At 58.3% G+C, this 19,479-nt stretch carries 21 protein-coding genes; 16 read left to right on the top strand and 5 right to left on the bottom strand.

The genetic code is table 11. From position 1 onward, the window contains the following. Positions 1-87: 87 nt before the first annotated feature. A complete protein-coding gene (gene rfbC / locus ACZ89E_RS21205; protein ID WP_149659061.1) occupies positions 88-633 on the bottom strand; it encodes a dTDP-4-dehydrorhamnose 3,5-epimerase in 546 nt (181 codons plus the stop codon). Between the two features lie 164 nt (positions 634-797). Here rfbC and ACZ89E_RS21200 point away from each other — a divergent pair, with 164 nt between their 5' ends. From ACZ89E_RS21200 to ACZ89E_RS21185, 4 genes are all read left to right on the top strand, one after another. After that, complete coding sequence (locus ACZ89E_RS21200) at positions 798-3,710, top strand: aminotransferase (RefSeq protein ID WP_476256384.1); 2,913 nt, start codon at positions 798-800, stop codon at positions 3,708-3,710. Between the two features lie 236 nt (positions 3,711-3,946). Continuing rightward, on the top strand, positions 3,947-4,825 hold the full coding sequence (gene aguB / locus ACZ89E_RS21195) for an N-carbamoylputrescine amidase (RefSeq protein WP_149659063.1): 879 nt from the start codon (positions 3,947-3,949) through the stop codon (positions 4,823-4,825). Positions 4,826-4,830: 5 nt separating this feature from the next. Next, positions 4,831-5,937 carry an agmatine deiminase gene (aguA, locus tag ACZ89E_RS21190; RefSeq protein ID WP_149659064.1) on the top strand — a complete coding sequence of 369 codons (1,107 nt, stop codon included), beginning with the start codon at positions 4,831-4,833 and terminating at the stop codon, positions 5,935-5,937. Between the two features lie 244 nt (positions 5,938-6,181). Then, positions 6,182-6,394 (top strand): hypothetical protein, encoded by a 213-nt coding sequence (locus ACZ89E_RS21185; protein WP_123598111.1) that lies wholly within the window; start codon positions 6,182-6,184, stop codon positions 6,392-6,394. 280 nt (positions 6,395-6,674) lie between these two features. On the opposite strand, the gene ACZ89E_RS21180 is transcribed toward ACZ89E_RS21185, so the two are convergent. Further along, positions 6,675-8,768, bottom strand: coding sequence for a TonB-dependent receptor (locus ACZ89E_RS21180; RefSeq protein ID WP_476256383.1), 2,094 nt, complete (start codon positions 8,766-8,768; stop codon positions 6,675-6,677). 244 nt (positions 8,769-9,012) lie between these two features. On the opposite strand from ACZ89E_RS21180, the gene ACZ89E_RS21175 reads away from it, so the two are divergent. From ACZ89E_RS21175 to ACZ89E_RS21150, 6 genes are all read left to right on the top strand, one after another. Then, positions 9,013-9,684: a DsbA family protein gene (locus ACZ89E_RS21175; protein ID WP_149659066.1), complete on the top strand. Its 672-nt coding sequence runs from the start codon at positions 9,013-9,015 to the stop codon at positions 9,682-9,684. Positions 9,685-9,961: 277 nt separating this feature from the next. Further along, positions 9,962-11,248: an OprD family porin gene (locus tag ACZ89E_RS21170; protein ID WP_476256382.1), complete on the top strand. Its 1,287-nt coding sequence runs from the start codon at positions 9,962-9,964 to the stop codon at positions 11,246-11,248. 229 nt (positions 11,249-11,477) lie between these two features. Beyond that, entirely contained in the window at positions 11,478-12,224 is a 747-nt protein-coding gene (locus ACZ89E_RS21165; protein WP_149659068.1) for a 2OG-Fe dioxygenase family protein, read from the top strand. A gap of 13 nt (positions 12,225-12,237) precedes the next feature. Further along, positions 12,238-12,675, top strand: coding sequence for a GNAT family N-acetyltransferase (locus ACZ89E_RS21160; protein WP_178129123.1), 438 nt, complete (start codon positions 12,238-12,240; stop codon positions 12,673-12,675). Further along, the gene (locus ACZ89E_RS21155; protein WP_476256381.1) at positions 12,672-13,388 is read left to right on the top strand and encodes an AzlC family ABC transporter permease; all 717 of its coding nucleotides are present in this window, start codon (positions 12,672-12,674) and stop codon (positions 13,386-13,388) included. The genes ACZ89E_RS21160 and ACZ89E_RS21155 overlap by 4 nt, the downstream gene beginning before the upstream one ends. Then, entirely contained in the window at positions 13,367-13,684 is a 318-nt protein-coding gene (locus tag ACZ89E_RS21150) for an AzlD domain-containing protein (RefSeq protein ID WP_010464672.1), read from the top strand. Before ACZ89E_RS21155 ends, ACZ89E_RS21150 begins: the two co-directional genes overlap by 22 nt. On the opposite strand, the gene ACZ89E_RS21145 is transcribed toward ACZ89E_RS21150, so the two are convergent. After that, the gene (locus tag ACZ89E_RS21145) at positions 13,601-14,527 is read right to left on the bottom strand and encodes a LysR family transcriptional regulator (RefSeq protein ID WP_463259109.1); all 927 of its coding nucleotides are present in this window, start codon (positions 14,525-14,527) and stop codon (positions 13,601-13,603) included. The genes ACZ89E_RS21150 and ACZ89E_RS21145 overlap by 84 nt on opposite strands. A 483-nt stretch (positions 14,528-15,010) precedes the next feature. Between ACZ89E_RS21145 and ACZ89E_RS21140 the strand changes: the two genes are divergently transcribed. The 4 genes from ACZ89E_RS21140 (at position 15,011) to ACZ89E_RS21125 (ending at position 16,958) form a co-directional block, all read left to right on the top strand. Beyond that, positions 15,011-15,301: a type II toxin-antitoxin system RelB/DinJ family antitoxin gene (locus ACZ89E_RS21140; protein ID WP_149659071.1), complete on the top strand. Its 291-nt coding sequence runs from the start codon at positions 15,011-15,013 to the stop codon at positions 15,299-15,301. Further along, on the top strand, positions 15,267-15,581 hold the full coding sequence (locus tag ACZ89E_RS21135; protein WP_123511297.1) for a type II toxin-antitoxin system YafQ family toxin: 315 nt from the start codon (positions 15,267-15,269) through the stop codon (positions 15,579-15,581). The genes ACZ89E_RS21140 and ACZ89E_RS21135 overlap by 35 nt, the downstream gene beginning before the upstream one ends. A 289-nt stretch (positions 15,582-15,870) precedes the next feature. Further along, a complete protein-coding gene (locus ACZ89E_RS21130; RefSeq protein WP_476256380.1) occupies positions 15,871-16,281 on the top strand; it encodes an MbcA/ParS/Xre antitoxin family protein in 411 nt (136 codons plus the stop codon). Further along, positions 16,281-16,958: an RES family NAD+ phosphorylase gene (locus tag ACZ89E_RS21125; RefSeq protein ID WP_476256379.1), complete on the top strand. Its 678-nt coding sequence runs from the start codon at positions 16,281-16,283 to the stop codon at positions 16,956-16,958. Before ACZ89E_RS21130 ends, ACZ89E_RS21125 begins: the two co-directional genes overlap by 1 nt. A 188-nt stretch (positions 16,959-17,146) precedes the next feature. Here the strand turns inward: ACZ89E_RS21125 and ACZ89E_RS21120 are convergent, their stop codons facing one another. Continuing rightward, the gene (locus ACZ89E_RS21120) at positions 17,147-17,431 is read right to left on the bottom strand and encodes a DUF3077 domain-containing protein (RefSeq protein ID WP_123598117.1); all 285 of its coding nucleotides are present in this window, start codon (positions 17,429-17,431) and stop codon (positions 17,147-17,149) included. Positions 17,432-18,026: 595 nt separating this feature from the next. Continuing rightward, positions 18,027-18,350, bottom strand: coding sequence for a helix-turn-helix domain-containing protein (locus ACZ89E_RS21115; RefSeq protein ID WP_149659074.1), 324 nt, complete (start codon positions 18,348-18,350; stop codon positions 18,027-18,029). Positions 18,351-18,580: 230 nt separating this feature from the next. On the opposite strand from ACZ89E_RS21115, the gene ACZ89E_RS21110 reads away from it, so the two are divergent. Together ACZ89E_RS21110 and ACZ89E_RS21105 are read left to right on the top strand one after the other, a co-directional pair. Further along, complete coding sequence (locus ACZ89E_RS21110; protein WP_123402644.1) at positions 18,581-18,802, top strand: tautomerase family protein; 222 nt, start codon at positions 18,581-18,583, stop codon at positions 18,800-18,802. Further along, a complete protein-coding gene (locus tag ACZ89E_RS21105; protein WP_476256378.1) occupies positions 18,799-19,455 on the top strand; it encodes a DsbA family oxidoreductase in 657 nt (218 codons plus the stop codon). Before ACZ89E_RS21110 ends, ACZ89E_RS21105 begins: the two co-directional genes overlap by 4 nt. The last annotated feature ends 24 nt before the right edge of the window (positions 19,456-19,479 follow it).

The raw sequence follows: 19,479 nt of genomic DNA, 5'->3' as shown, positions 1-19,479 counted from the left end.
GGGGACAGGCGCATTATGCCTAGGGTTGCGGGCGCAGTCTGCGCAGCTGCGGCACCGCACGGCTGAAGTGAAGATTCAGGCAGGGTTTCAGGAAAAGACGTCAGCGTCCTTGAAGAACGCCGCCGCTGCATCCTTGCCCGACAGTTTTGGCGCCTCATCCAGTTGCCAGTCGATGCCCAGGTCCGGATCGTCCCAGCGAATGGCGCGTTCGGCCGACGGGGTGTAGTAGTCGGTGGTTTTGTAGAGGAATTCGGCGAACTCGCTTAGCACCACGAAGCCGTGGGCGAAACCTTCCGGGACCCACAGTTGACGATGGTTGTCGGCGGACAGGCGAACGGCGACCCATTTGCCGAAGTGCGGCGAGCTGCGGCGAATGTCCACCGCCACGTCGAGCACTTCACCGGCGGTGACGCGCACCAGTTTGCCCTGGGTATTTTCCAGTTGGTAGTGCAGGCCGCGCAGCACGCCTTTTTGCGAGCGGGAATGGTTGTCCTGAACGAACTGCGTGTTCAGACCGGTCGCTTCTTCGAAAGCCTTGGCGTTGAAGCTTTCGTAAAAGAAGCCACGCTCGTCACCAAATACCTTGGGCTCGATGATCAGGACACCGGGCAGGTCGGTGGTGACTACGTTCATGGGTTTTCTCCAGCGATAGAAAAGATGGGGGACATTCTTGCGCAAAGTGCTGGCGGGCGCGAGTGCGGCGATGTCTTTTGCCTTGTGCCGATCAGGGGCGGGGGTTGCGTATCGGCCGCAGCGGTGGCGATATAAGCGCCTAATAAAATCTCAGGGGTCGTTGTATGCCGCTCGCCACGTTGATTCATCGCGCCAGTTTGCCCAGCCCGCAAGTGTCTGCGGAGCAAGCGTCAGCGCTGTTGCAGGCACATTACGGGTTGAGCGGGACATTGCAGGCCCTGGGCAGCCAGCAGGACCTGAACTACCGCGTCGACAGTGAACGCGGTCGTTTCGTCCTGAAAATCTGCCGGGGTGATTACTCGGCGCTGGAGCTGCAAGCCCAGCACGCGGGGCTCAAACATTTGGCCGCACATCCCGATCTGCACGTGCCGCGCGTGATTGCCGCGAACAACGGTGCCGATCTGCTTTCTCTGGACATCGACGGGCAAGCGGTGCATGTGCGCCTGCTGGATTACATCGAAGGCCGGTCGCTGACTCACCTCGAACACTTGCCGGGTTCGGTGGTCGCCGGTTTTGGTCGGCTCTGTGGCGAAATGGATCTGGCGCTGGCGGGCTTTGACCATCCGGGGCTGGAGCGCACGCTGCAATGGGACGCCCGCCATGCCAATGCCTTGATCGCCCACCTGTTGCCAGTGATTCAGGATGATCGGCAGCGCGGGTTGATTGCCGCCGCCGCCGAACAGGCCGAACGACGCTTGCTGCCGTTAGTGGCGAAACTGCCGGTGCAGGCGATTCACATGGACATCACCGACGACAACGTGGTCTGGCAGCGGGATTCGCAACGGCAATGGCAATTGCAGGGTGTGATCGATTTCGGCGACTTGATCCGGACCTGGCGCATTACCGATCTGTCCGTGACCTGCGCGGCGCTGCTGCACCACGCCGATGGCGACCCGTTCTGCATCTTGCCGGCGGTGCAGGCCTATCACGCGGTCAATCCGCTGCAGCATGAAGAGTTACAGGCGTTGTGGCCGTTGATCGTGGCCCGTGCGGCGGTGTTGGTGCTCAGCGGCGAGCAGCAGGTCAGCATCGATCCGGGCAATGAGTACAGTCGTGACAACTTGACCCACGAATGGGAAATTTTCCGCGTCGCTACCTCGGTGCCGTTAGAACTGATGGAAGCGGCGATCCTGACCACCGTCGGCCACAGCTTGCCGAGTATCGGCAGCGAAGGTTTCGCACCGTTGCTGCCGAGCCTGGTCGGCCGTGAATTTGCCTTGATCGATTTGGGCGTACTCAGCCCGCATTTCGAGGCCGGTAACTGGGAGCAAGAAGGGATCGATCAGCGCCTGCTGACGGAGGCCGCAACGGCCCACGGCCTGGCGGCCAGCCGTTATGGCCAATATCGGTTGTCTCGTACCCGACCGGACAGTGCCGACGAACCCGATACTTGCCCATTGCACGTCGAGTTATGCGTGCCACACGGCACGGCGGTTGAATCGCCGTTTGCCGGGGTGGTTCACCAGCCATCGGCGGGGGTGTTGCAACTCGACGGTCCGCAACTGAGCGTGCGCCTGTGGGGTGTGACCCCGTCGCTGCACAGTGGCGCGGCGCTGGTCAAAGGCCAGGTGCTGGGTTCGGTCAGCGGGCCGCTGAGGGTGCAGTTGTGCCGAGGCGCTGCGTTCGATGCGCCATTGTTTTGCACGCCGTCCCGCGCCTTGGCCTGGCAGGCGTTGTGCCCGTCACCCGCGGTGCTGCTCGGGCTGGCCTGTGACGCCGAGGAGGAACTTGATTCGAAGACGTTGCTGGCACGTCGCGAGGCCAGTTTCGCCCGCACCCAAAAACACTATTACGTCGACCCGCCCCGCATTGAGCGCGGCTGGCGTAATCACCTGATCGACATGCAGGGCCGCTCCTACCTCGACATGCTCAACAACGTCGCGGTGCTCGGCCACGGTCATCCGCGCATGGCCGCCGTCGCCAGCCGCCAGTGGTCGCTGCTCAACACCAACTCGCGGTTCAATTACGCGGCGGTGGCGCAATTCTCCGAACGCTTGTTGAAGTTGGCGCCGGATTCCATGGACCGTGTGTTTCTGGTCAACAGCGGTAGCGAAGCCAACGACCTGGCGATTCGTCTGGCGTGGGCGTATAGCGGCGGGCGCGACATGCTCAGCGTGCTTGAGGCGTATCACGGCTGGACGGTGGGCTCGGACGCGGTGTCGACCTCGATTGCCGACAACCCCAAGGCCTTGAGCAGCCGTCCCGACTGGGTGCATCCGGTGATTGCGCCGAACACCTATCGTGGCGAATTCCGTGGCCCGGACAGCGCGCCGGATTACGTGCGCAGCGTCGAACACAACCTGGCGAAAATCGCCGAACAGAAACGCCAGCTCGCTGGGTTCATCTGTGAACCGGTGTACGGCAATGCCGGCGGCATCTCGCTGCCGCCTGGGTATTTGCAGCAGGTTTACGCAATGGTCCGCGCTCAGGGCGGCGTGTGTATCGCCGATGAAGTGCAGGTCGGTTATGGCCGCATGGGCCACTTTTTCTGGGGCTTCGAAGAGCAGGGCGTGGTGCCGGACATCATCACCATGGCCAAGGGCATGGGCAACGGCCAGCCGCTGGGCGCGGTGATCACCCGCCGGGAAATCGCCGAGGCGCTGGAAGCCGAGGGTTACTTCTTCTCCTCGGCCGGGGGCAGTCCGGTCAGTTGCCAGATCGGCATGGCGGTACTGGATGTCATGGAAGAAGAAAAGCTCTGGGAAAACGCCCAGGTCGTCGGCGGTTACTTCAAGGAACGGCTGGAAGCGTTGATCGACATTCATCCGTTGGTGGGTGCGGTGCATGGTTCCGGTTTCTATCTGGGGGTCGAGCTGATCCGCAACCGCGACACCCTGGAACCGGCGACCGAAGAAACCACGGCGCTGTGTGACCGCTTGCGTGAGCTGGGGATTTTCATGCAGCCGACGGGGGATTTTCTGAACGTGCTCAAGATTAAGCCGCCGATGGTGACTTCGCGCCGGAGTGTGGATTTCTTTGTCGACATGCTTTCGAAGGTGTTGGGGGAAGGGTTGTAGGATTTGAGACCGCATTCGCGGGCAAGCCTTGCTCCTACAGGTCGGTGGCGTTTACAAACCTGTAGGAGCGAGGCTTGCCCGCGAAGGCGTCCTCAAAACCGACACAGAATATCGATTATTATCGGCTTTTGATGGGTCTATTCAGACGAAAGGCGTTCAAGTAACTTTTAAAGCCGATATTTATCGGCTATAAAGTCGCCATTGCCTACCTATAAAAAAGACCCAGGAGATGATTCATGAGCCGTATCGTTACCGTCGCCGCTACCCAGATGGCTTGTTCCTGGGACCTTGAAGCCAACATCGAGACCGCCGAGAAGCTGGTCCGCGAGGCCGCGGCCAAAGGTGCGCAGATCATCCTGATCCAGGAATTGTTCGAGGCGCCGTACTTCTGCCAGAAGCCGAACCCGGATTACCTGCAATTGGCCACGACCGTTGAAGACAACGTCGCGATCAAGCATTTCCAGAAAGTCGCCCAGGAGCTGCAAGTGGTGCTGCCGATCAGCTTCTACGAACTGGCCGGCCGCGCCCGCTTCAACAGCATCGCGATCATCGATGCCGACGGTTCCAACCTCGGGATTTATCGTAAAAGCCACATCCCGGACGGCCCGGGCTACCACGAAAAGTATTACTTCAACCCGGGCGATACCGGCTTCAAAGTCTGGAACACCCGTTACGCGAAAATCGGCGTCGGCATCTGCTGGGACCAGTGGTTCCCGGAGTGTGCCCGCAGCATGGCGTTGCTCGGCGCGGAAATCCTGTTTTACCCGACCGCCATTGGCAGCGAACCCCATGACAAGACCATTTCGTCCCGCGATCATTGGCAGCGTGTGCAGCAGGGCCATGCCGGCGCCAACCTGATGCCGCTGATTGCCAGTAACCGCATCGGTAATGAGGAGCAGGACGGCTACGACATCACCTTCTACGGCTCGTCGTTTATCGCCAACCAGTTCGGCGAGAAGGTGCAGGAACTCGATAAAACCGAAGAGGGCGTGCTGGTCCACAGCTTCGACCTCGACGAACTGGAGCACACCCGCAGTGCCTGGGGCTCGTTCCGTGATCGTCGTCCGAACCTATACAATGCGCTCAAAACCCTCGACGGTTCCCTGGAGTCCTGATCCCAATGACCACTTTAAACAGCACCCCGCGCGCCGATGGCTTCTACATGCCCGCCGAGTGGGCGCCGCAAACCCAGACCTGGATGATCTGGCCCGAGCGCCCGGACAACTGGCGCCTGGGCGGCAAACCGGCGCAAGCCGCGCATGTTGCGGTGGCCAAGGCCATCGCGCGTTTTGAACCGGTGACCGTTGGTGTTTCTGCCGGCCAGTACGAAAATGCCCGCGCCCGTCTCGACGTGCCGAATATCCGCGTGGTCGAGATGTCCAGCGACGACGCCTGGGTTCGCGACACCGGCCCGACCTTCGTGATCAATCACAGCGGCGAAGTCCGTGGCGTGAACTGGGACTTCAACTCCTGGGGCGGTTTTGACGGCGGTCTGTACTCGCCGTGGAACCGTGATTCCCAGGTTGGCGGCAAGATCCTCGAGATCGAGCGCAGCCAACGCTACCGCACCGAGGGCTTCGTGCTTGAAGGCGGGTCGATTCACGTCGATGGCGAAGGCACCCTGATCACCACCGAAGAATGCCTGCTCAACCGCAATCGCAATCCGCACCTGAACCGTGCCGACATCGAAGCGGTGCTCAGCGCGAATCTGGCTGTGGATAAGATCATCTGGCTGCCGGACGGTCTGTTCAACGACGAAACCGACGGCCATGTGGATAACTTCTGCTGCTACGTGCGTCCGGGCGAAGTACTGCTGGCCTGGACCGATGACCCGCAGGACCCGAACTACCCGCGCTGCCAGGCGGCCATGAAGGTGCTGGAAAGCAGCACCGACGCCAAGGGTCGCCCGTTCACGGTGCACAAGATGCCGATTCCGGGGCCGCTGTATGCCACCGAGGAAGAGTGCGCCGGTGTCGATCCCGTGGACGGCACTCAGGAGCGCAATCCTACCGTTCGCCTGGCGGGTTCCTACGTGAACTTCCTGATCGTCAACGGCGGCATTATTGCGCCGAGCTTCGACGATCCGCTGGACGGCCCGGCCAAGGAGATTTTGCAGAGCCTGTTCCCGCAGCACGAAGTGGTGATGGTGCCTGGCCGCGAATTGTTACTGGGAGGCGGTAACATCCACTGCCTTACCCAACAACAGCCCGCGCCGCACAACGAGTGAGTGCCGTTGTAACAGCCTGAGTTGATTGCAAAATCAGTCTCGCAAACGTTTTCCCGTTTCGCCTTACAGAAAGCCCGCAGCCCGTCAGGACCGCGGGCTTTTTTGTATCCGCTCATCGACAGGTCCGAAACATTGGCACAGCTCTTGTATCTGTCATGGGGCAAAACAGGGAGGGGAGAACGGCGACGTTCTGTCATAAACCTTGGATAAGTTAGCCGCTCACAAACCGGGAGAGAGCGCTGAAATGAACGCCGAAGTGAATGTGGTGAGCGAGCGGACATTGCATCCCCTGGCAGTCAATAGCGAATCGCTACAGATCCTTGCGCACTGGTTGAAGTCCAATGGAACGCGTCAGATCAGGGAACCTGATCCGCGCCGGATGATGATCGAGCGCTACCCCGCTGGTTTATTCAGCGAAGCGGAGCTGGAAGCGTTGTGGGATGTGATGGAAGGATAAGAAGAACAACAACGGATTGATAAAAGCGCTGCCGGGAAGGCGGCGCTTTTTTTTGGGCGCTGATCGTTCCCACGCTCTGCGTGGGAATGCCTCAACGGACGCTCCGCGTTCGGCTTTTGGGACGCAGAGCGTCCCGGCTGCATTCCTTTGCTGCGCGTGGGAACGATCATCAAATAGCTGTAGGAGCGAGGCTTGCCCGCGAAGGCGTCAGAACATCCAACTTATTCGTCGGCTGTTATACCGTCTTCGCGGGCAAGCCTCGCTTCTACATTGATGGTGTTTAGAAACTGTAGGTCCCGGTCACGACCAGGCTACGCGGCTCGCCCGGCTGAATCTGATACTGGCTGGTGGACGACGCGTAATAGGTCTTGTCGCTGATGTTGTTCAACGCCGCGCGCAAGTCCCAATCTTTCTGCCGGAACCCGGCCAGGGCATCCCAACGCCCATAACCCGGCAGGACCGTGGTGTTGAGGTTGTCGGCATAACGCTCGCCGACCAGGGTCAGGCCGGTTTCGGCGTACCAGCCCATTTCCGGTTTCCAGGTCAGGAACAGGCTGCCGTTGTGCTTGGCCACGTTGCTGATGCGTTTGCCTTCAAAGCCATTGTTGTCTTTGACCACGGTAGCGTCCTGCACGCCGACGCCACCGCGCACGTACCAGTTGCCGCCGAGCTTGCCGGTGCCGGTCAGCTCGATACCACGGGAGCGTTGTTCGCCGGTGAGCAGGGTAACGGTCGGGTTGAGCGGATCACTGGTGCGGCGGTTGTTGAGTTCCAGTTCGTAGATTGCCAGGGTGGTGCTCAAGCGATCGTCGAGCCAGTCGCTTTTCACCCCGATTTCCTTCTGCTTGGTCAGCTCCGGGCTCAGGTCGTTGCTGTTACCCGCCACGCCAGGCGTGATGCCGATCAAGCCACCGCCGACCGGCGAGAAGGTCTTGGTCCAGGAGGCGTAGAAGGAATGATTCTGCAGCGGCGTCCAGACGATGCCGACACGGGGGCTGGTGCTGTGGCTGTCACGGTCTTCGGAAAGGTTGCGCAGCTTGTTGGTCGACTCGATATCAAAGGTGTCGTAGCGCAAACCGGCGAGCAGTTGCCATTGATCGTGCAGGCGCAGTTGATCCTGCACGTACACCGCACGGCTTTCGACTTCGGTGTGGTTGTCGCTGGACACCTGCATGCGCCCGGTGTGGCGCAGATCGCGGTTCGGGTTGTACAGGTCCAGCGCCGGCACCGGCGAACTGCCCGGCCCGGACGTTGCGGCGTTGGACAGCTTCGGGTCGCGACGCTGGCTGCCGATCTCGATGCCGGTCAGCAGGCGGTGCTCCAGGCCCAAGGTATCGAAACCACCTTCCAGCTCGACGTTGTTGTAAACGTTGCGGGTGGTCAGGTCCTGTTGCCAGTGCTGGCGGGTGACTTTTTGGGTCGCCGGGGTGTAACCCGTGAGGTAGGTGTTATCGAAATCGCTGTCGAGCTTGAACACACCGAGGGTGTGGCGCAGTTGCCAGTTGTCGCTGAGTTCATAGCTGAGTTTGGAGCGTAGGGATTGTGACTTGTCGTCGATGAAGTCGTGATCGTTGCCGTAGGTCGTATCCCGGCCTACGTCCGCCGGGCGTCCATTTACCCCGGGGATACCGCGATCCGGCGTACGGTTGTAGCGGCTGTATTCGTACTGCACCAGCCAGTTCAGGTCCGGCGTCAGTTGCCAGCTCATGGACGGCGCGAACAGTTGGCGGTTGCCGCTGACGCCATCGCGGAAGCTGTTCTGATCCATGTTGCCCATGTTCAAACGCAGGCTGATGTTCTCGCTCGGGTCGGTGCTCAGGTCCGCATAAAGACTGCGCAAATCATCGCTGCCGCCTTGGGCTTCGATGGTCGAGCGGCGGCCGAACTCTGGCAGCTTGCTGACCCGATTGACGATCCCGCCCTGGCTGCCACGGCCATACAACACGGCGGCCGGGCCTTTGAGCACTTCGATGCGTTCGATGTTGTGCAGGTCGCGCACGTACTGGCTGTCGTCACGGATGCCGTCGAGGTAGAAGTCGTTGCTGGCGTCGAAACCGCGGATGCGCAGGCTGTCGAAACGCGTGTCGGCGCCGCTGCTGACGTTGGGGATGCCACTTAACGCAGTGCCCAGGTCGTTGGTGCCGTAGTCCGAAATGTTGGCGGTTTTAACCGAGTCGATGGCTTGCGGCACATAGCGCACCGGGGTTGCCGTGCGGGTAGCGGTGCTGGTTTCCTTGACGCGCGGGTCGTCCGCTTCGGATTCGGCGCTGATGGAGGTTTCGGGTAATACGGTGGTCGCGGCGCCGGCGAAACCGGCAGACAACAAAGCAGAAAGGCCAAGGGTGACGGGCGTGAAGCGGAACGGGGCAGGCATCTGAAGCGCATCCGAAAGGGTGGAAGAATTCGATGGTGCGAATGGTAATGCTTGCTATTTACTTTCGTTAACTATTCCTAAAGGGTTCCCTTGAATGATTGTTTCAACTTGTGTCGAGGTTGATACGCAGCGCATTCGCCCGATTCCCGAAACAGTCTGAAAGCCATTCCAGCGTTTTTCCGCAACGGTCTGAGGACTAGTCTGCCGGCATCGATTTTTCCTACCTTTTTGCCGGAGCCTTCCTATGACTCTTCACTACATTTACGACCCGTTGTGCGGCTGGTGCTACGGGGCCAAACCCCTGGTGCAAGCCGCACAAGCCGTGTTGCCCGTGATCGCCCACGGCGGCGGCATGATGACCGGTGCCAATCGCCAAACCGTTTCACCACAGCTGCGCAACTACGTGATGCCCCACGACCGGCGCATCGCCGAATTCACCGGTCAGCCGTTTGGTGAGGCGTATTTCGAAGGTTTGCTGCGCGACGAAACAGCGGTGTTCGATTCCGCGCCGCCGATTGCCGCTGTGTTGGCCGCCGAGCACATGGCCGGTCGTGGATTGGAGTTGCTGGGCCGTTTGCAGACGGCTCACTACCAGGAAGGACGCCGCATCGCTGACGAAGCGGTCCTGTTTGAGCTGGCGAACGCCATCGGGCTCGATCCGCAGGCTTTCCAAAGCGCTTTCCACGAGGCCGACACTGAGCGGCATATCAAGGAAAGCCGCGCATTGCTGGCCAATGTCGGCGGCCAAGGCTTCCCGACTTTCGCCCTGGAACACAACGGCCAATTCACCTTGATCGACATCGGCCCGTGGCTCGGCAAACCGGAAGCCTTCGCGGCGTGGCTGCGTCAATCGCTGCCCGCCCAAGCCCCGGCGTCCGGGTTTCAAGCCTGCGGCCTCGACGGCTGCATCCACTGAATTCCCGTGAAACTTTGCAACTGGCGCTCGCCTATCAGAGATTCTTAGACGATTTTTGCCTATTCTCAGACGATTCATGAAATTGACACACGGTGAAGGGCGCGGATAGGATCCACGCCAACGCCTGTGGCTAACCGCCATGACTCACAAAACAATAAAAAGGCCCGCCGCGATTTTTCGTGGGCGGGCCTTTTTGTTTCGGGGTGAAAAAAGAGCGCAATAGCGCCATTTCAGCCGTTCGGCACAGCGCGTATCAACCCGTAATAAGGAAAACAAAATGTTGAATAAGCGAATCAGCCTGATCGCTCTGGGGATGTTGAGCGCTACACAGGCCATGGCTAACGACCAGGCCGAAGCCAAGGGATTTGTTGAAGACAGCAGCCTCAAAGTGCTGCTGCGCAATGCCTACATCAATCGTGACTACAAAGACGGCAACGACGATAAATCCGAGTGGGGCCAAGCGGCCATCGGTACGTTCTCGTCCGGTTTCACCCAAGGCACCGTCGGTGTCGGTGTCGACGCTTTTGGTCTGTATGCCCTCAATCTGGAGCGCAGTGAAGACCGCAGCGGTGCCCAGGGCATCGACTTCTTCAAGAAGGGCGACAGCGGCCACCCGGCCAACGACCTGTCCAAGGGCGGCGCCGCCGTCAAATTCCGCCTGTCCAGCACCACGCTGACCTACGGCGACCAGATGCCGGAATTGCCGGTGCTGAACTACGACAACTCCCGCCTGCTGCCAGAAAGCTACACCGGCACCCTGATCACCTCCAAGGAGATCAAAGGCCTGGTCCTGAACGCCGGTCGCTTCACCGCCGAATCGCGTAAAAGCGCGGAAGGCCGTGACAGCGGTGGCTTGAAGTCGATCAACGTGTTGGGCGGCAGCTACCAGTTCACCGAGCAGTTCAAGGCAGCGGTCTACGCGTCTGACGTCGAAGATGTGCTGAAGAAGCAATACGTGAACGCCAACTACGTGTTCCCGATCGACAAGGATCAGTCCCTGACCCTGGACTTCAACGGCTACCGCACCAAGCTGGACAATTCCTACGTCCGCGAAAACGGAATCACCGGCGACGACAACAAGATCTGGAGCCTGGCCGCAACCTTCGCCACCGGCCCGCACTCGTTCACCATCGCGCACCAGCGCAGCACCGGCGACAGCAACCTGGGCTACGCCTACGGCGGCTATCAGAAAGACCAGGGTCGTGTCGGCGACGGTGGCAACACCATCTACCTGGCCAACTCCTACTGGTCCGACTTCAACGCCGAAGACGAACGCAGCTGGCAGTTGGGCTATGGCCTGGACTTCAGCACCTTCGGCATTCCGGGCCTGAGCTACAACGTGGCTTACGTGCGCGGCGACAACATCACCACCTCCACCAGCGAGGGCGGTACCGAGCGCGAAATCTTCAACCAGTTCAAGTACGTCGTGCAAAGCGGCCCGGCCAAAGACCTGAGCGTGAAGTTGCGCAGCTCGATCCTGCGCGTGTCGCAGAAATCCAGTGAGTACAACGCCAGCGGTAACGAACTGCGTGTGTTCGTGGACTACCCGATCAACATCTTCTGATGATCGGCTGAGTTAAAAAACTCAATAAAAAACCCCGACTGGCTCGGGGTTTTTTTTTGCTGTTTTCTGATGAAAACGCTCTAAAAGCTCTTTTTTTGGCATAAAAATGTCGATTCAAGTGATCTTTTTATGGCGCTTCAAGCAATGCTTGAGATGCCTGAAATTCTTTCTCATGGACGCAAATCCTGCACCTAATAGATTAGGCCGCTCAATGCAGCGGAGACTAGTAATGATCGTGTTAAACAGAGAAGTTGGCGAATCGCTACGGCGCGACAAATTTGTCAACGTCCAGGGTGGTGACTTCAACCTCTACGGTCATTTCGCCGACTTCGTCCGCCTGACCAAAAGTTGGGAAAACATGGAGCCGGACAGCTACTACGGCCAGGCCGAATCCGGCATGCGTTTCCGTCGTTACAGCGACTTCGAATACAACCCGGTAACCCGCGAACTGACGCAGCTGGAACACCGCGCCTATGTGCAATCCAAGGCCAACAACAGCTACGTCGGCGGCATGATTCGGCACTTCCAGGACTTCTCCGAAGAAGTGATCAATTCGCCGGTGATGCGCAGCCTGATCGACATCGATTTCGAAGTGTATAAAAACGTGCTGCCGCCGGAGTTGCACGATGAAATCTGGCAATGCCAGATCCATCAGATCCGCATCGAGATCAAACCGGGCAAGCAACTGGAAATCACCCCTGAAGGCATTCATTGCGACGGTTATCCGTTCAGCGGTGTGCACTTCTGGGGCCGCAACAATGTGGACGGTGCTGAAAGCCGCCTCTACAGCGCCCACGAAGAGCAACTGGCGTCGACGACGTATCAGGAAATCCTCGACACCACGTTCTTCCTCGACCGCGACATGCGCCACTACGTAACCCCTGCCCGCAATACCCATTCCCACGACATGGCGTATCGGCAGATCCTGGCGATTTCCTTCTCGCGGCCCGGGACCGCTTTCGACATTGTTCGCTGAACAGCTCGACCCCATGGACAGCCCCGCCACATCCGTGATGATGTGGCGGGCCAATGCAAAGGATGCCGTGCGCCTGGAGCGCTTTTTTCGGCAGTTCGACGAGGTGTCGTTTTGCGAGTGGCAGGACGCCAAATGCCTGCGTGGTGTGTTGGTGCAAAAGACCACCACCGCGTACCTGGCGCTCGACCTCAGCGGCGAAGTGGTCGGCGCGGTGCTGGGCGGTATGCTCGGCAGCCGCGGCACCATCAACCACTTGGCGGTGAGCCCGCACTATCGCGCACAAGGCGTGGGTCAGCGCCTGGTGGAAGCGGCTTCGGCGGACATGAAGCGCGTGGGCGTGCTGCGGATGTTCCTGTTCGTCGACGATGCTAACCTTGCCGGCAAACGTTTTTGGACTGCCCAGGGTTTTTGCGAGCCGCGTGGCGAAACGACCTTTGAGAGGGACCTATGAATGAGACGTCCAGCAGCCAGCCGCTGATGGTCGAGCCGCAGCCTTCGCGCACCTTTGCAGAAGCCAGCCCGGTGGTGGCCGGTTACTTCACGGTGTCGTTTGTGTTTGGTTTGATGGCCGTCAACGCCGGGTTGCCCGTGTGGTTGCCGGTTGCGATGTGCCTGTTCGTGTATGCCGGCGCTTCGCAGTTCGCCGCGTTGGCGCTGATCTCCAGCGGCGCGTCGCTGACCACGATTATCCTCACCACGTTTTTGATCAACGCGCGGCACATGCTGATGTCGGTCTACATGGCCAAGGCCTTGCGGGCGTTGGGGCTCAGTCGTTTTGAACGTTGGTGTTATGCCGGTGGGCTGACCGATGAATCGTTCGCCTTCCACAGCGTGAAACTGGGCAGCGGCGCGCCGGTCAACGTGCGTTACCTGATCGGCTTCAACCTGTTTTGCCACACCTCGTGGGTGCTCGGCGGTTTGCTCGGGGCGATTTGCGCGCAGTACGCCTCGCACTTGATCAAATACCAACTCGACTACGCCCTGACCGCGATGATGCTCTACGTGCTGGTGTCGCTGTGCAACACTCGTAACAAGCTGATCGCCGCAGCGGCCGCAGTCACCTGCATGGGCGCCTTGAGCCTGGTTGGCAGTTCGCCGTTCAACGTGTTTATCGCCACATTCGTGGGTTGCGGGGTGGGTGTATGCCTGACCAAACGTTCCTGATCCTGGTCGTCGTGCTGATGATGGCCGTGACCTTCCTGCCACGCGCACTGCCGCTTCAAGTCAACACCGACCACTGGCCGCCCTTCGTCGCGCGAGCGCTGGAATACCTGCCAGTGGCGATCGTCGCTGCGATCAGCCTTACGCCCTTGTTGATCAAGGACCAGCATGTGCAGCTCGATCGCCCGGAATTCTATGCCGCGATTCCGACGTTGTTATGTGCGTATTTCAGCAAAAACCTCTTTCTCAGTGTGGCGGTTGGGACGGCTGCGTACATTGCGCTCGGCTCGTTCATGTAGGCGCAGGTCGACCACATCGCTCAAGGCCTGGCCCGACAACTCAGGGTTATTGACCGCCAGCCGCACTTCGAGGAAATCCTCGAAGCCAGGGAAAATGGTCAAGCCGTTACGCTGCGCGGCGTCGCGAGACACCATGCCGATGCCGTCCATTTGCGGGATCAGCGACAGGGTCAGGGTTTCACTGCAGGAATAAATCATCCGTTGGCCGGTTTCGTAGTTGCCCAGGCCGGCGTCGAGAAAGCGTAGGAAACTGTGGGAATACGGACAATCATCCGCAGGACGAACCTGAAACTTGTCGCCCAGCATCACCAGCGGGTCGTTTTCCTGACCGCAATGCGCGCCGACCACCTGAACGTGCACGTCCGGCAGCAAAATGCTCGGCAGCCCCGGCTTTTGCGGGCCGATCAAAATGGCCAGGTCGAAGTCTTCGTTCTTCAGCTTGCTGAGGTTTTCCATCGACTCGGCGTAGGAAAACTCCAGTTGATGGTCAGGAAACACCTCAAACAGGCGTCCAATCATGCGCCGATTGAAATCCTCCGACAGCGTGGTATTCAACGCCACCTTCAGCGTGCGCTGGCCGGGCACCTTCAGCGCCGCCACTTTCTCTTCCATCTGCCGCGTCGCGACCAGGACCTTGTCAATATAGGGCGTGAGCTCCGTGCCCTGCGCAGTCAGGGTCAGGCCCTTGTTGGAACGTCGAAACAGACGAAATCCAAACTGCTCTTCGACCTTGTTCAACTGCGCGGCCAACGCCTGCACCGTCAAACAGGAATGCTCTGCTGCCGCCGACAACGAGCCGGTCTGCACGATGCGCATGAGGTTGCGTAAGGTTCTGCTATCCATGGGGTAATGCCCTCTAAAGTGGGCTGGCAATTGTTGTGTACCTGCGGCCTATCCGGCGCCGTATGCCGGCTATATTCCTGCACCTGAGCATAGTTGTCGCGAGTTTAGTAGCGAATTGATTCCGCAGCCGATGGCTGGAGGCTTACACAGGATCGGGGTTTTTGGTGGGGTTGGGGGTGATTGAGGTCAAAAAAGATGCCCGGACTGGAAAGGTTCGGGCATTTTTTATTGGGTGGGGCTTACGGCTGCGGGGATTCTTCCTGCAGCGGTCTCGGAAGAGTCTCAGGGAAGATTGCGATCGGGCTGATGGTTGTCGCTATCGGCAGCGGTTGTAATAGGTCGAGAGATCTCCGGTCGATAAATATCTTCGATTGAGCAAATGGTAAGGCCGCCTATCAACTTGCCATTGACCGAAAATGAGACCCCCAATCACAATGCAGAGGTAGCGCCAATGTAGCTACAAATGACGATGAGGTTATTAACATGGGTGCATTACTGAAAACTACCGACGTTCGGTGCCGCATTGATGAGGATCTGAAGATGCGTGCGACAGAAGTATTAAGCGCTTGCGGGCTGAGTATCAGTGACGCCATGCGTCTTTTTCTCCGCCAGGTCGTAGCGACTCAAGGACTCCCGTTTGAGGTTCGCGTCCCTTCTGAGAAAACCGCCCGGGCTATGATGGAAGCACAAGAGATTGGCCAGCGGTTCGGCTCGATAGACGACATGCTGAGGGACGTTGATGGCAAAACCGGAAAAAAAGCAAAAGCGCGCTGAGCTGCCTAAGCAGTGCGCGCAAACGTCGGAATTCAAGAAGTCTTGGGAACGTTATAAACGAGCTGGGCGTCGTGACATGAATGAAGTCCGCCACATGATGGTCCTGTTATTTCTAGGTGAGCAATTACCAGCTGAGTACCTGGATCATGCTTTGACTGGCGATTGGGCTGGATTTCGGGAATGTCATATTGGTGGTGATTTCTTGCTGATCTACCAGAACACTCGCCCCGACCTGATTACATTTGTTGATCTCGGAAGCCATTCTGAGCTGTTCAAATAGAGGGTATGAATCTCGGTCAACGCTCCAAAAAAAGCAGCCCAATTTAATTAGGCTGCTTCACATAAGAGGTCTCACCCGAGCGCTGACGTTCAAGTCATCAACAGGGTTCCTAACGCCGACTATCGCCACTTGAAGGCAGTCGGTTTCGCGCTCTTGACGCGATTTTCTGCAGCAAACGATTTTGTGTCAATGCGCTGAAATAGTGCTTAGTACACTTGCGAATTAATAGTACATATCTATCCGCATCTGTACTAATCTGGCCCTAAGACATTCTCAAGGAGGCCACCCCATGCCTACCTCATCCCCCGCCCTCAGCCCACAGCAACAACTCGACTCCCCCGAAGCCGGCCGCGTCGCGCTCAAGTTCTTCTTCAACCTCATGGAGCGTTGGGGCTGCAGCGCCGAGCAACAACGCACGCTGCTGGGCAAAGTCGGCAACACTACGTTCTACAAGTACAAACACTTACCGCCCAACGTGCGTTTGCCCCACGACACTCTTGAGCGCATTTCCTACCTGATGGGTATCCACAAAGCGCTGAGCATCATCTTCAGCAACAGCCGCGAGCGCGCCTATAAATGGGTCAGCAGCCCGAACACCGCCGCACCGTTCAATGGCCAAACCGCTTTGGAATACATGTTGGTCGGCCGCGTCGTGGACATCGCTGACGTGCGCCGCTACCTCGACGGAGTGCGCGGTTGATGGCGCCGGAACTGGCCGACCCGCAATGGTCGCGGGCCTATCGGATCGTTAACAGCTGCTTCCCGCCGATCTCGTTATTTGAAGACGTGCTCGATCCAGAAGATTTGCCCACGGCCTACGCACTTGAAGCACTGACCAATGATCGGCTGATGGAAGAGGCCGGCGTGCTCTCCCGAGTCCGTCCCGAAGACCGAATTTCCGGGCCCGGCTCCACGCCGGTGATGGCGGCGTTTACCCACATCGGCAAAACCAGCCGCTTTACCGATGGCACGTTTGGCGTCTATTACGCTGCGAGCAGCCAGGCTGCAGCCATTGCCGAGACGAGCTATCACCAGGAACGGTTTCTCGCGGCCACCAACGAACCGGACCTTGAGTTGACCATGCGCACTTACGTCAACAAAGTCGTCAAACCGCTGCATGACATTCGCGAAAACTATCCGCAGCTCCATGATCCGGACCCGACTGCTTACGGCCCGTCCCAGGCCTTTGCTCGGCAACTTCGCGAAACGTTGTCATGGGGATTGCTCTACAACAGCGTTCGTTTGCCGGGGCATGAATGTGTTGCGGCGTTTCGACCACCGGCGGTGTCGATTCCGAAGCAGGGGAAGCACATTCGGTATGTGTGGAGTGCGAGCAGTCGGAGGATTTCGTTTGTGTTTGAGGTGAGTGAGGTTTGAGGGGGAGGCCCGAAATTGTTAGGAGTTGCGAATGATTTGGCCAGTTTCTAATCGGTTTTATGCAAAAGGTCCGTTTTATATTCGTTTTTATGCAGGGAGAATCGTTTTTATGCACGGAGCTCAGGTTTTTAATGATTGCAGCACGCAAAAAGCCCCGATTGATTCGGGGCTTTTTTATGCGTGCGCGACTACGTTGGACGGCGGTTGTTACACGGTGCATCGAGCACCTTCACCACGTCATCGATGATCGCCTTGCTCATTTCCTGCAAATAATACGACGCCCAGGCATGCCGGTCGGTTTCGCGAACCATAGCAGCGTCAGAGGCGAGCAGTTTGGCGACGTGGAGCAGGTTGGAAGCGTGGGAAAGGGCTTCGATCACCGGGACACCGGAGTTGATGCGGAACAGCGCTTCGTTGGCGTGGTAGGAGAAAGGGGTGAGGCCGATGGTTTTCAGGTCTTGAGGGATGGTCATTGGGCACCTCCGGTTTTTGGGCGGTGGTGGGCATGAACCGGTGTTGCAGAAACGCAAATTTCGAACGGATTGATAACGGGCATTAGCAAAAACTCCTGAATCAAAGTTAGAGCTACCACGTTCGTTCTCAGGCGAATGGGTGGCAGCTATGCGCGGGCTGAGAAACCGGAGATACAGGAACCCGGCAGACCCGAAGGTCTCCCACGCACAGCCGCCATTACACGGAAATGCAGACACAAAAAAACGCCGGCAATCGTGATTTGGGGCGCTTGTGCGCCTGTATCTTACTTGGGTTCTCAGGCCCGGTCGCTGAATTGGCAGCGACGGCTTGAAGGTAGCTTTAGGCGGGAGGGAGCGCAATCGTGGCCAGGTGGTGGCGTCGGTCAAAAATTTACTTTGCTACCGGGCTAAGTGCTTGAGCGCTTGGAGTTTCACGTGTCGTTGGCGATACGCAACTCAATGGACTACAAAAAAAGGGGCAAGATCCTACTGCTCAAACAGTCCTCGATAACTACTAAACAGCTAAACAGCGCCTCCAAAATCGTCTACTGACGCACTCAGAGGGCATGAATGTTAGGAGGATGGGTGACAACGTTTAGCAGGTGCGACGCTGCGAAATCACGATCTGAGGCGAGACGCCGGCATCGTTGGGCGGCAAGGTAAAAGTGGTGCGAAAGCCGAGTTTATCCAGCATGTCCATCATTGCATCGATTGTGAATTTCTCGATCTTGCCAGTCGTGAGTTCAGAAACACGTGATTGGGTCACGTCCAGCTTGGCTGCGGCCTCACTTTGTTTGAGGCCCAGTTTTTTGATGCAGTCAGTGATGAATATTGAAAGCTCCATTTTCAAAGCCATTTTGCTGGCAACCTCCTCATCGTGGGTGACGTGGAATGGGCTGTCGAAGAATTGAATTGCCATAAACGATTAACCTCAATTTCTGCTGTTATCTAAAATTTACGATAATTGAAGATTAGCTAATTGATCATTTCCCAGGCAAACATTTTTTCGAGCGACAATCTCGGCACTCATTACGCGGCGTAACTAATGAAGTACCCACCCCCACCTTTATCCCCCTGACCCAACCCCCTACATTCTTCTCCAACGCCTCCCCATCATCCCGACGGGGCAGGTCACTGGAGATTTTCCTCATGCCTTTCGTAAGCGTTCGCATCACCCGCGATGGCGTTACCTCGGAGCAGAAAGCTCAGGTGATCGCCGAAATTACTGAAACCCTGCAGCGCGTCCTCAAGAAGGACCCGCACCTGACCCACATCGTGATCGAAGAAGTCGACACCGATAACTGGGGTTACGCCGGCATCTCCACCACCCAGTACCGCAAGCAACTGGCAGAGGCGGAGGGCAAGTCATGACCGCGACCGTGTCTATCGATTTCATCTCCGACGTGGTGTGCCCGTGGTGTGCGTTGGGCGCGACGGCGTTGGAGCAGGCGATCGAGAACGTGGCCGGTGAAGTGTCGGTCGAGTTGACTTACAAGCCTTTCGAGTTGAACCCGGATATGCCAGCAGTCGGCGAAAAAGCCGTCGAGCATTTGATGCGCAAATATGGACGAACCGCCGAAGACGTCGCCGCCGGTAAAGCGACGCAAATTGCTCTTGGTAATGCCCTCGGATTCACATTCGATCTGGAGAAACGCAGCCACTTCTACAACACGTTTGATGCGCATCGGTTGCTGACGTGGGCATTGCGGGAAGGGCGGCAGGTCGCGCTGAAAAAAGCCTTGCTGCGCGCTTACTTCACCGACGGCCAGAACCTGAGTGATCGCGAGACGCTGGTTCGACTGGCGGCGGAAGTGGGGCTGGATGCGGCGGCAGCCCGCGAGGTGCTGGCGTCCGGGGCGTTCACCACGGAAGTGCGTGATCTTGAGGTGTTTTATCGCGAGCGCGGCATCAACTCCGTTCCGGCCATGGTGCTGAACGGTCGTCACCTGGTGTCCGGCTCGCAGTCGGTCGAGTACTACGAACAGATGTTGCGACAAATGGCGCAGGCGCCTGTTGAAGCCTGATTAATCACCTTTTCAAACCATCAT

The sequence above is a fragment of the Pseudomonas sp. TE3899 genome, from assembly GCF_056279105.1.
The sequence above is the reverse complement of the archived record's forward strand: the minus strand, read 5'-3'. Positions and strand labels throughout refer to the sequence as shown.

Excerpts from the sequence above, each read along its gene's own strand:
- ACZ89E_RS21160 (WP_178129123.1), top strand. The coding sequence starts at position 12,238 with ATGGACAGCCCCGCCACATCCGTGATGATGTGGCGGGCCAATGCAAAG.
- ACZ89E_RS21115 (WP_149659074.1), bottom strand. The coding sequence starts at position 18,350 with ATGGCAATTCAATTCTTCGACAGCCCATTCCACGTCACCCACGATGAG.
- aguB (WP_149659063.1), top strand. The coding sequence starts at position 3,947 with ATGAGCCGTATCGTTACCGTCGCCGCTACCCAGATGGCTTGTTCCTGG.
- ACZ89E_RS21130 (WP_476256380.1), top strand. The coding sequence starts at position 15,871 with ATGCCTACCTCATCCCCCGCCCTCAGCCCACAGCAACAACTCGACTCC.
- ACZ89E_RS21150 (WP_010464672.1), top strand. The coding sequence starts at position 13,367 with ATGCCTGACCAAACGTTCCTGATCCTGGTCGTCGTGCTGATGATGGCC.
- ACZ89E_RS21165 (WP_149659068.1), top strand. The coding sequence starts at position 11,478 with ATGATCGTGTTAAACAGAGAAGTTGGCGAATCGCTACGGCGCGACAAA.
- rfbC (WP_149659061.1), bottom strand. The coding sequence starts at position 633 with ATGAACGTAGTCACCACCGACCTGCCCGGTGTCCTGATCATCGAGCCC.
- ACZ89E_RS21145 (WP_463259109.1), bottom strand. The coding sequence starts at position 14,527 with ATGGATAGCAGAACCTTACGCAACCTCATGCGCATCGTGCAGACCGGC.
- ACZ89E_RS21110 (WP_123402644.1), top strand. The coding sequence starts at position 18,581 with ATGCCTTTCGTAAGCGTTCGCATCACCCGCGATGGCGTTACCTCGGAG.
- aguA (WP_149659064.1), top strand. The coding sequence starts at position 4,831 with ATGACCACTTTAAACAGCACCCCGCGCGCCGATGGCTTCTACATGCCC.
- ACZ89E_RS21180 (WP_476256383.1), bottom strand. The coding sequence starts at position 8,768 with ATGCCTGCCCCGTTCCGCTTCACGCCCGTCACCCTTGGCCTTTCTGCT.
- ACZ89E_RS21185 (WP_123598111.1), top strand. The coding sequence starts at position 6,182 with ATGAACGCCGAAGTGAATGTGGTGAGCGAGCGGACATTGCATCCCCTG.
- ACZ89E_RS21105 (WP_476256378.1), top strand. The coding sequence starts at position 18,799 with ATGACCGCGACCGTGTCTATCGATTTCATCTCCGACGTGGTGTGCCCG.
- ACZ89E_RS21170 (WP_476256382.1), top strand. The coding sequence starts at position 9,962 with ATGTTGAATAAGCGAATCAGCCTGATCGCTCTGGGGATGTTGAGCGCT.
- ACZ89E_RS21200 (WP_476256384.1), top strand. The coding sequence starts at position 798 with ATGCCGCTCGCCACGTTGATTCATCGCGCCAGTTTGCCCAGCCCGCAA.
- ACZ89E_RS21120 (WP_123598117.1), bottom strand. The coding sequence starts at position 17,431 with ATGACCATCCCTCAAGACCTGAAAACCATCGGCCTCACCCCTTTCTCC.
- ACZ89E_RS21175 (WP_149659066.1), top strand. The coding sequence starts at position 9,013 with ATGACTCTTCACTACATTTACGACCCGTTGTGCGGCTGGTGCTACGGG.
- ACZ89E_RS21140 (WP_149659071.1), top strand. The coding sequence starts at position 15,011 with ATGGGTGCATTACTGAAAACTACCGACGTTCGGTGCCGCATTGATGAG.
- ACZ89E_RS21125 (WP_476256379.1), top strand. The coding sequence starts at position 16,281 with ATGGCGCCGGAACTGGCCGACCCGCAATGGTCGCGGGCCTATCGGATC.
- ACZ89E_RS21135 (WP_123511297.1), top strand. The coding sequence starts at position 15,267 with ATGGCAAAACCGGAAAAAAAGCAAAAGCGCGCTGAGCTGCCTAAGCAG.
- ACZ89E_RS21155 (WP_476256381.1), top strand. The coding sequence starts at position 12,672 with ATGAATGAGACGTCCAGCAGCCAGCCGCTGATGGTCGAGCCGCAGCCT.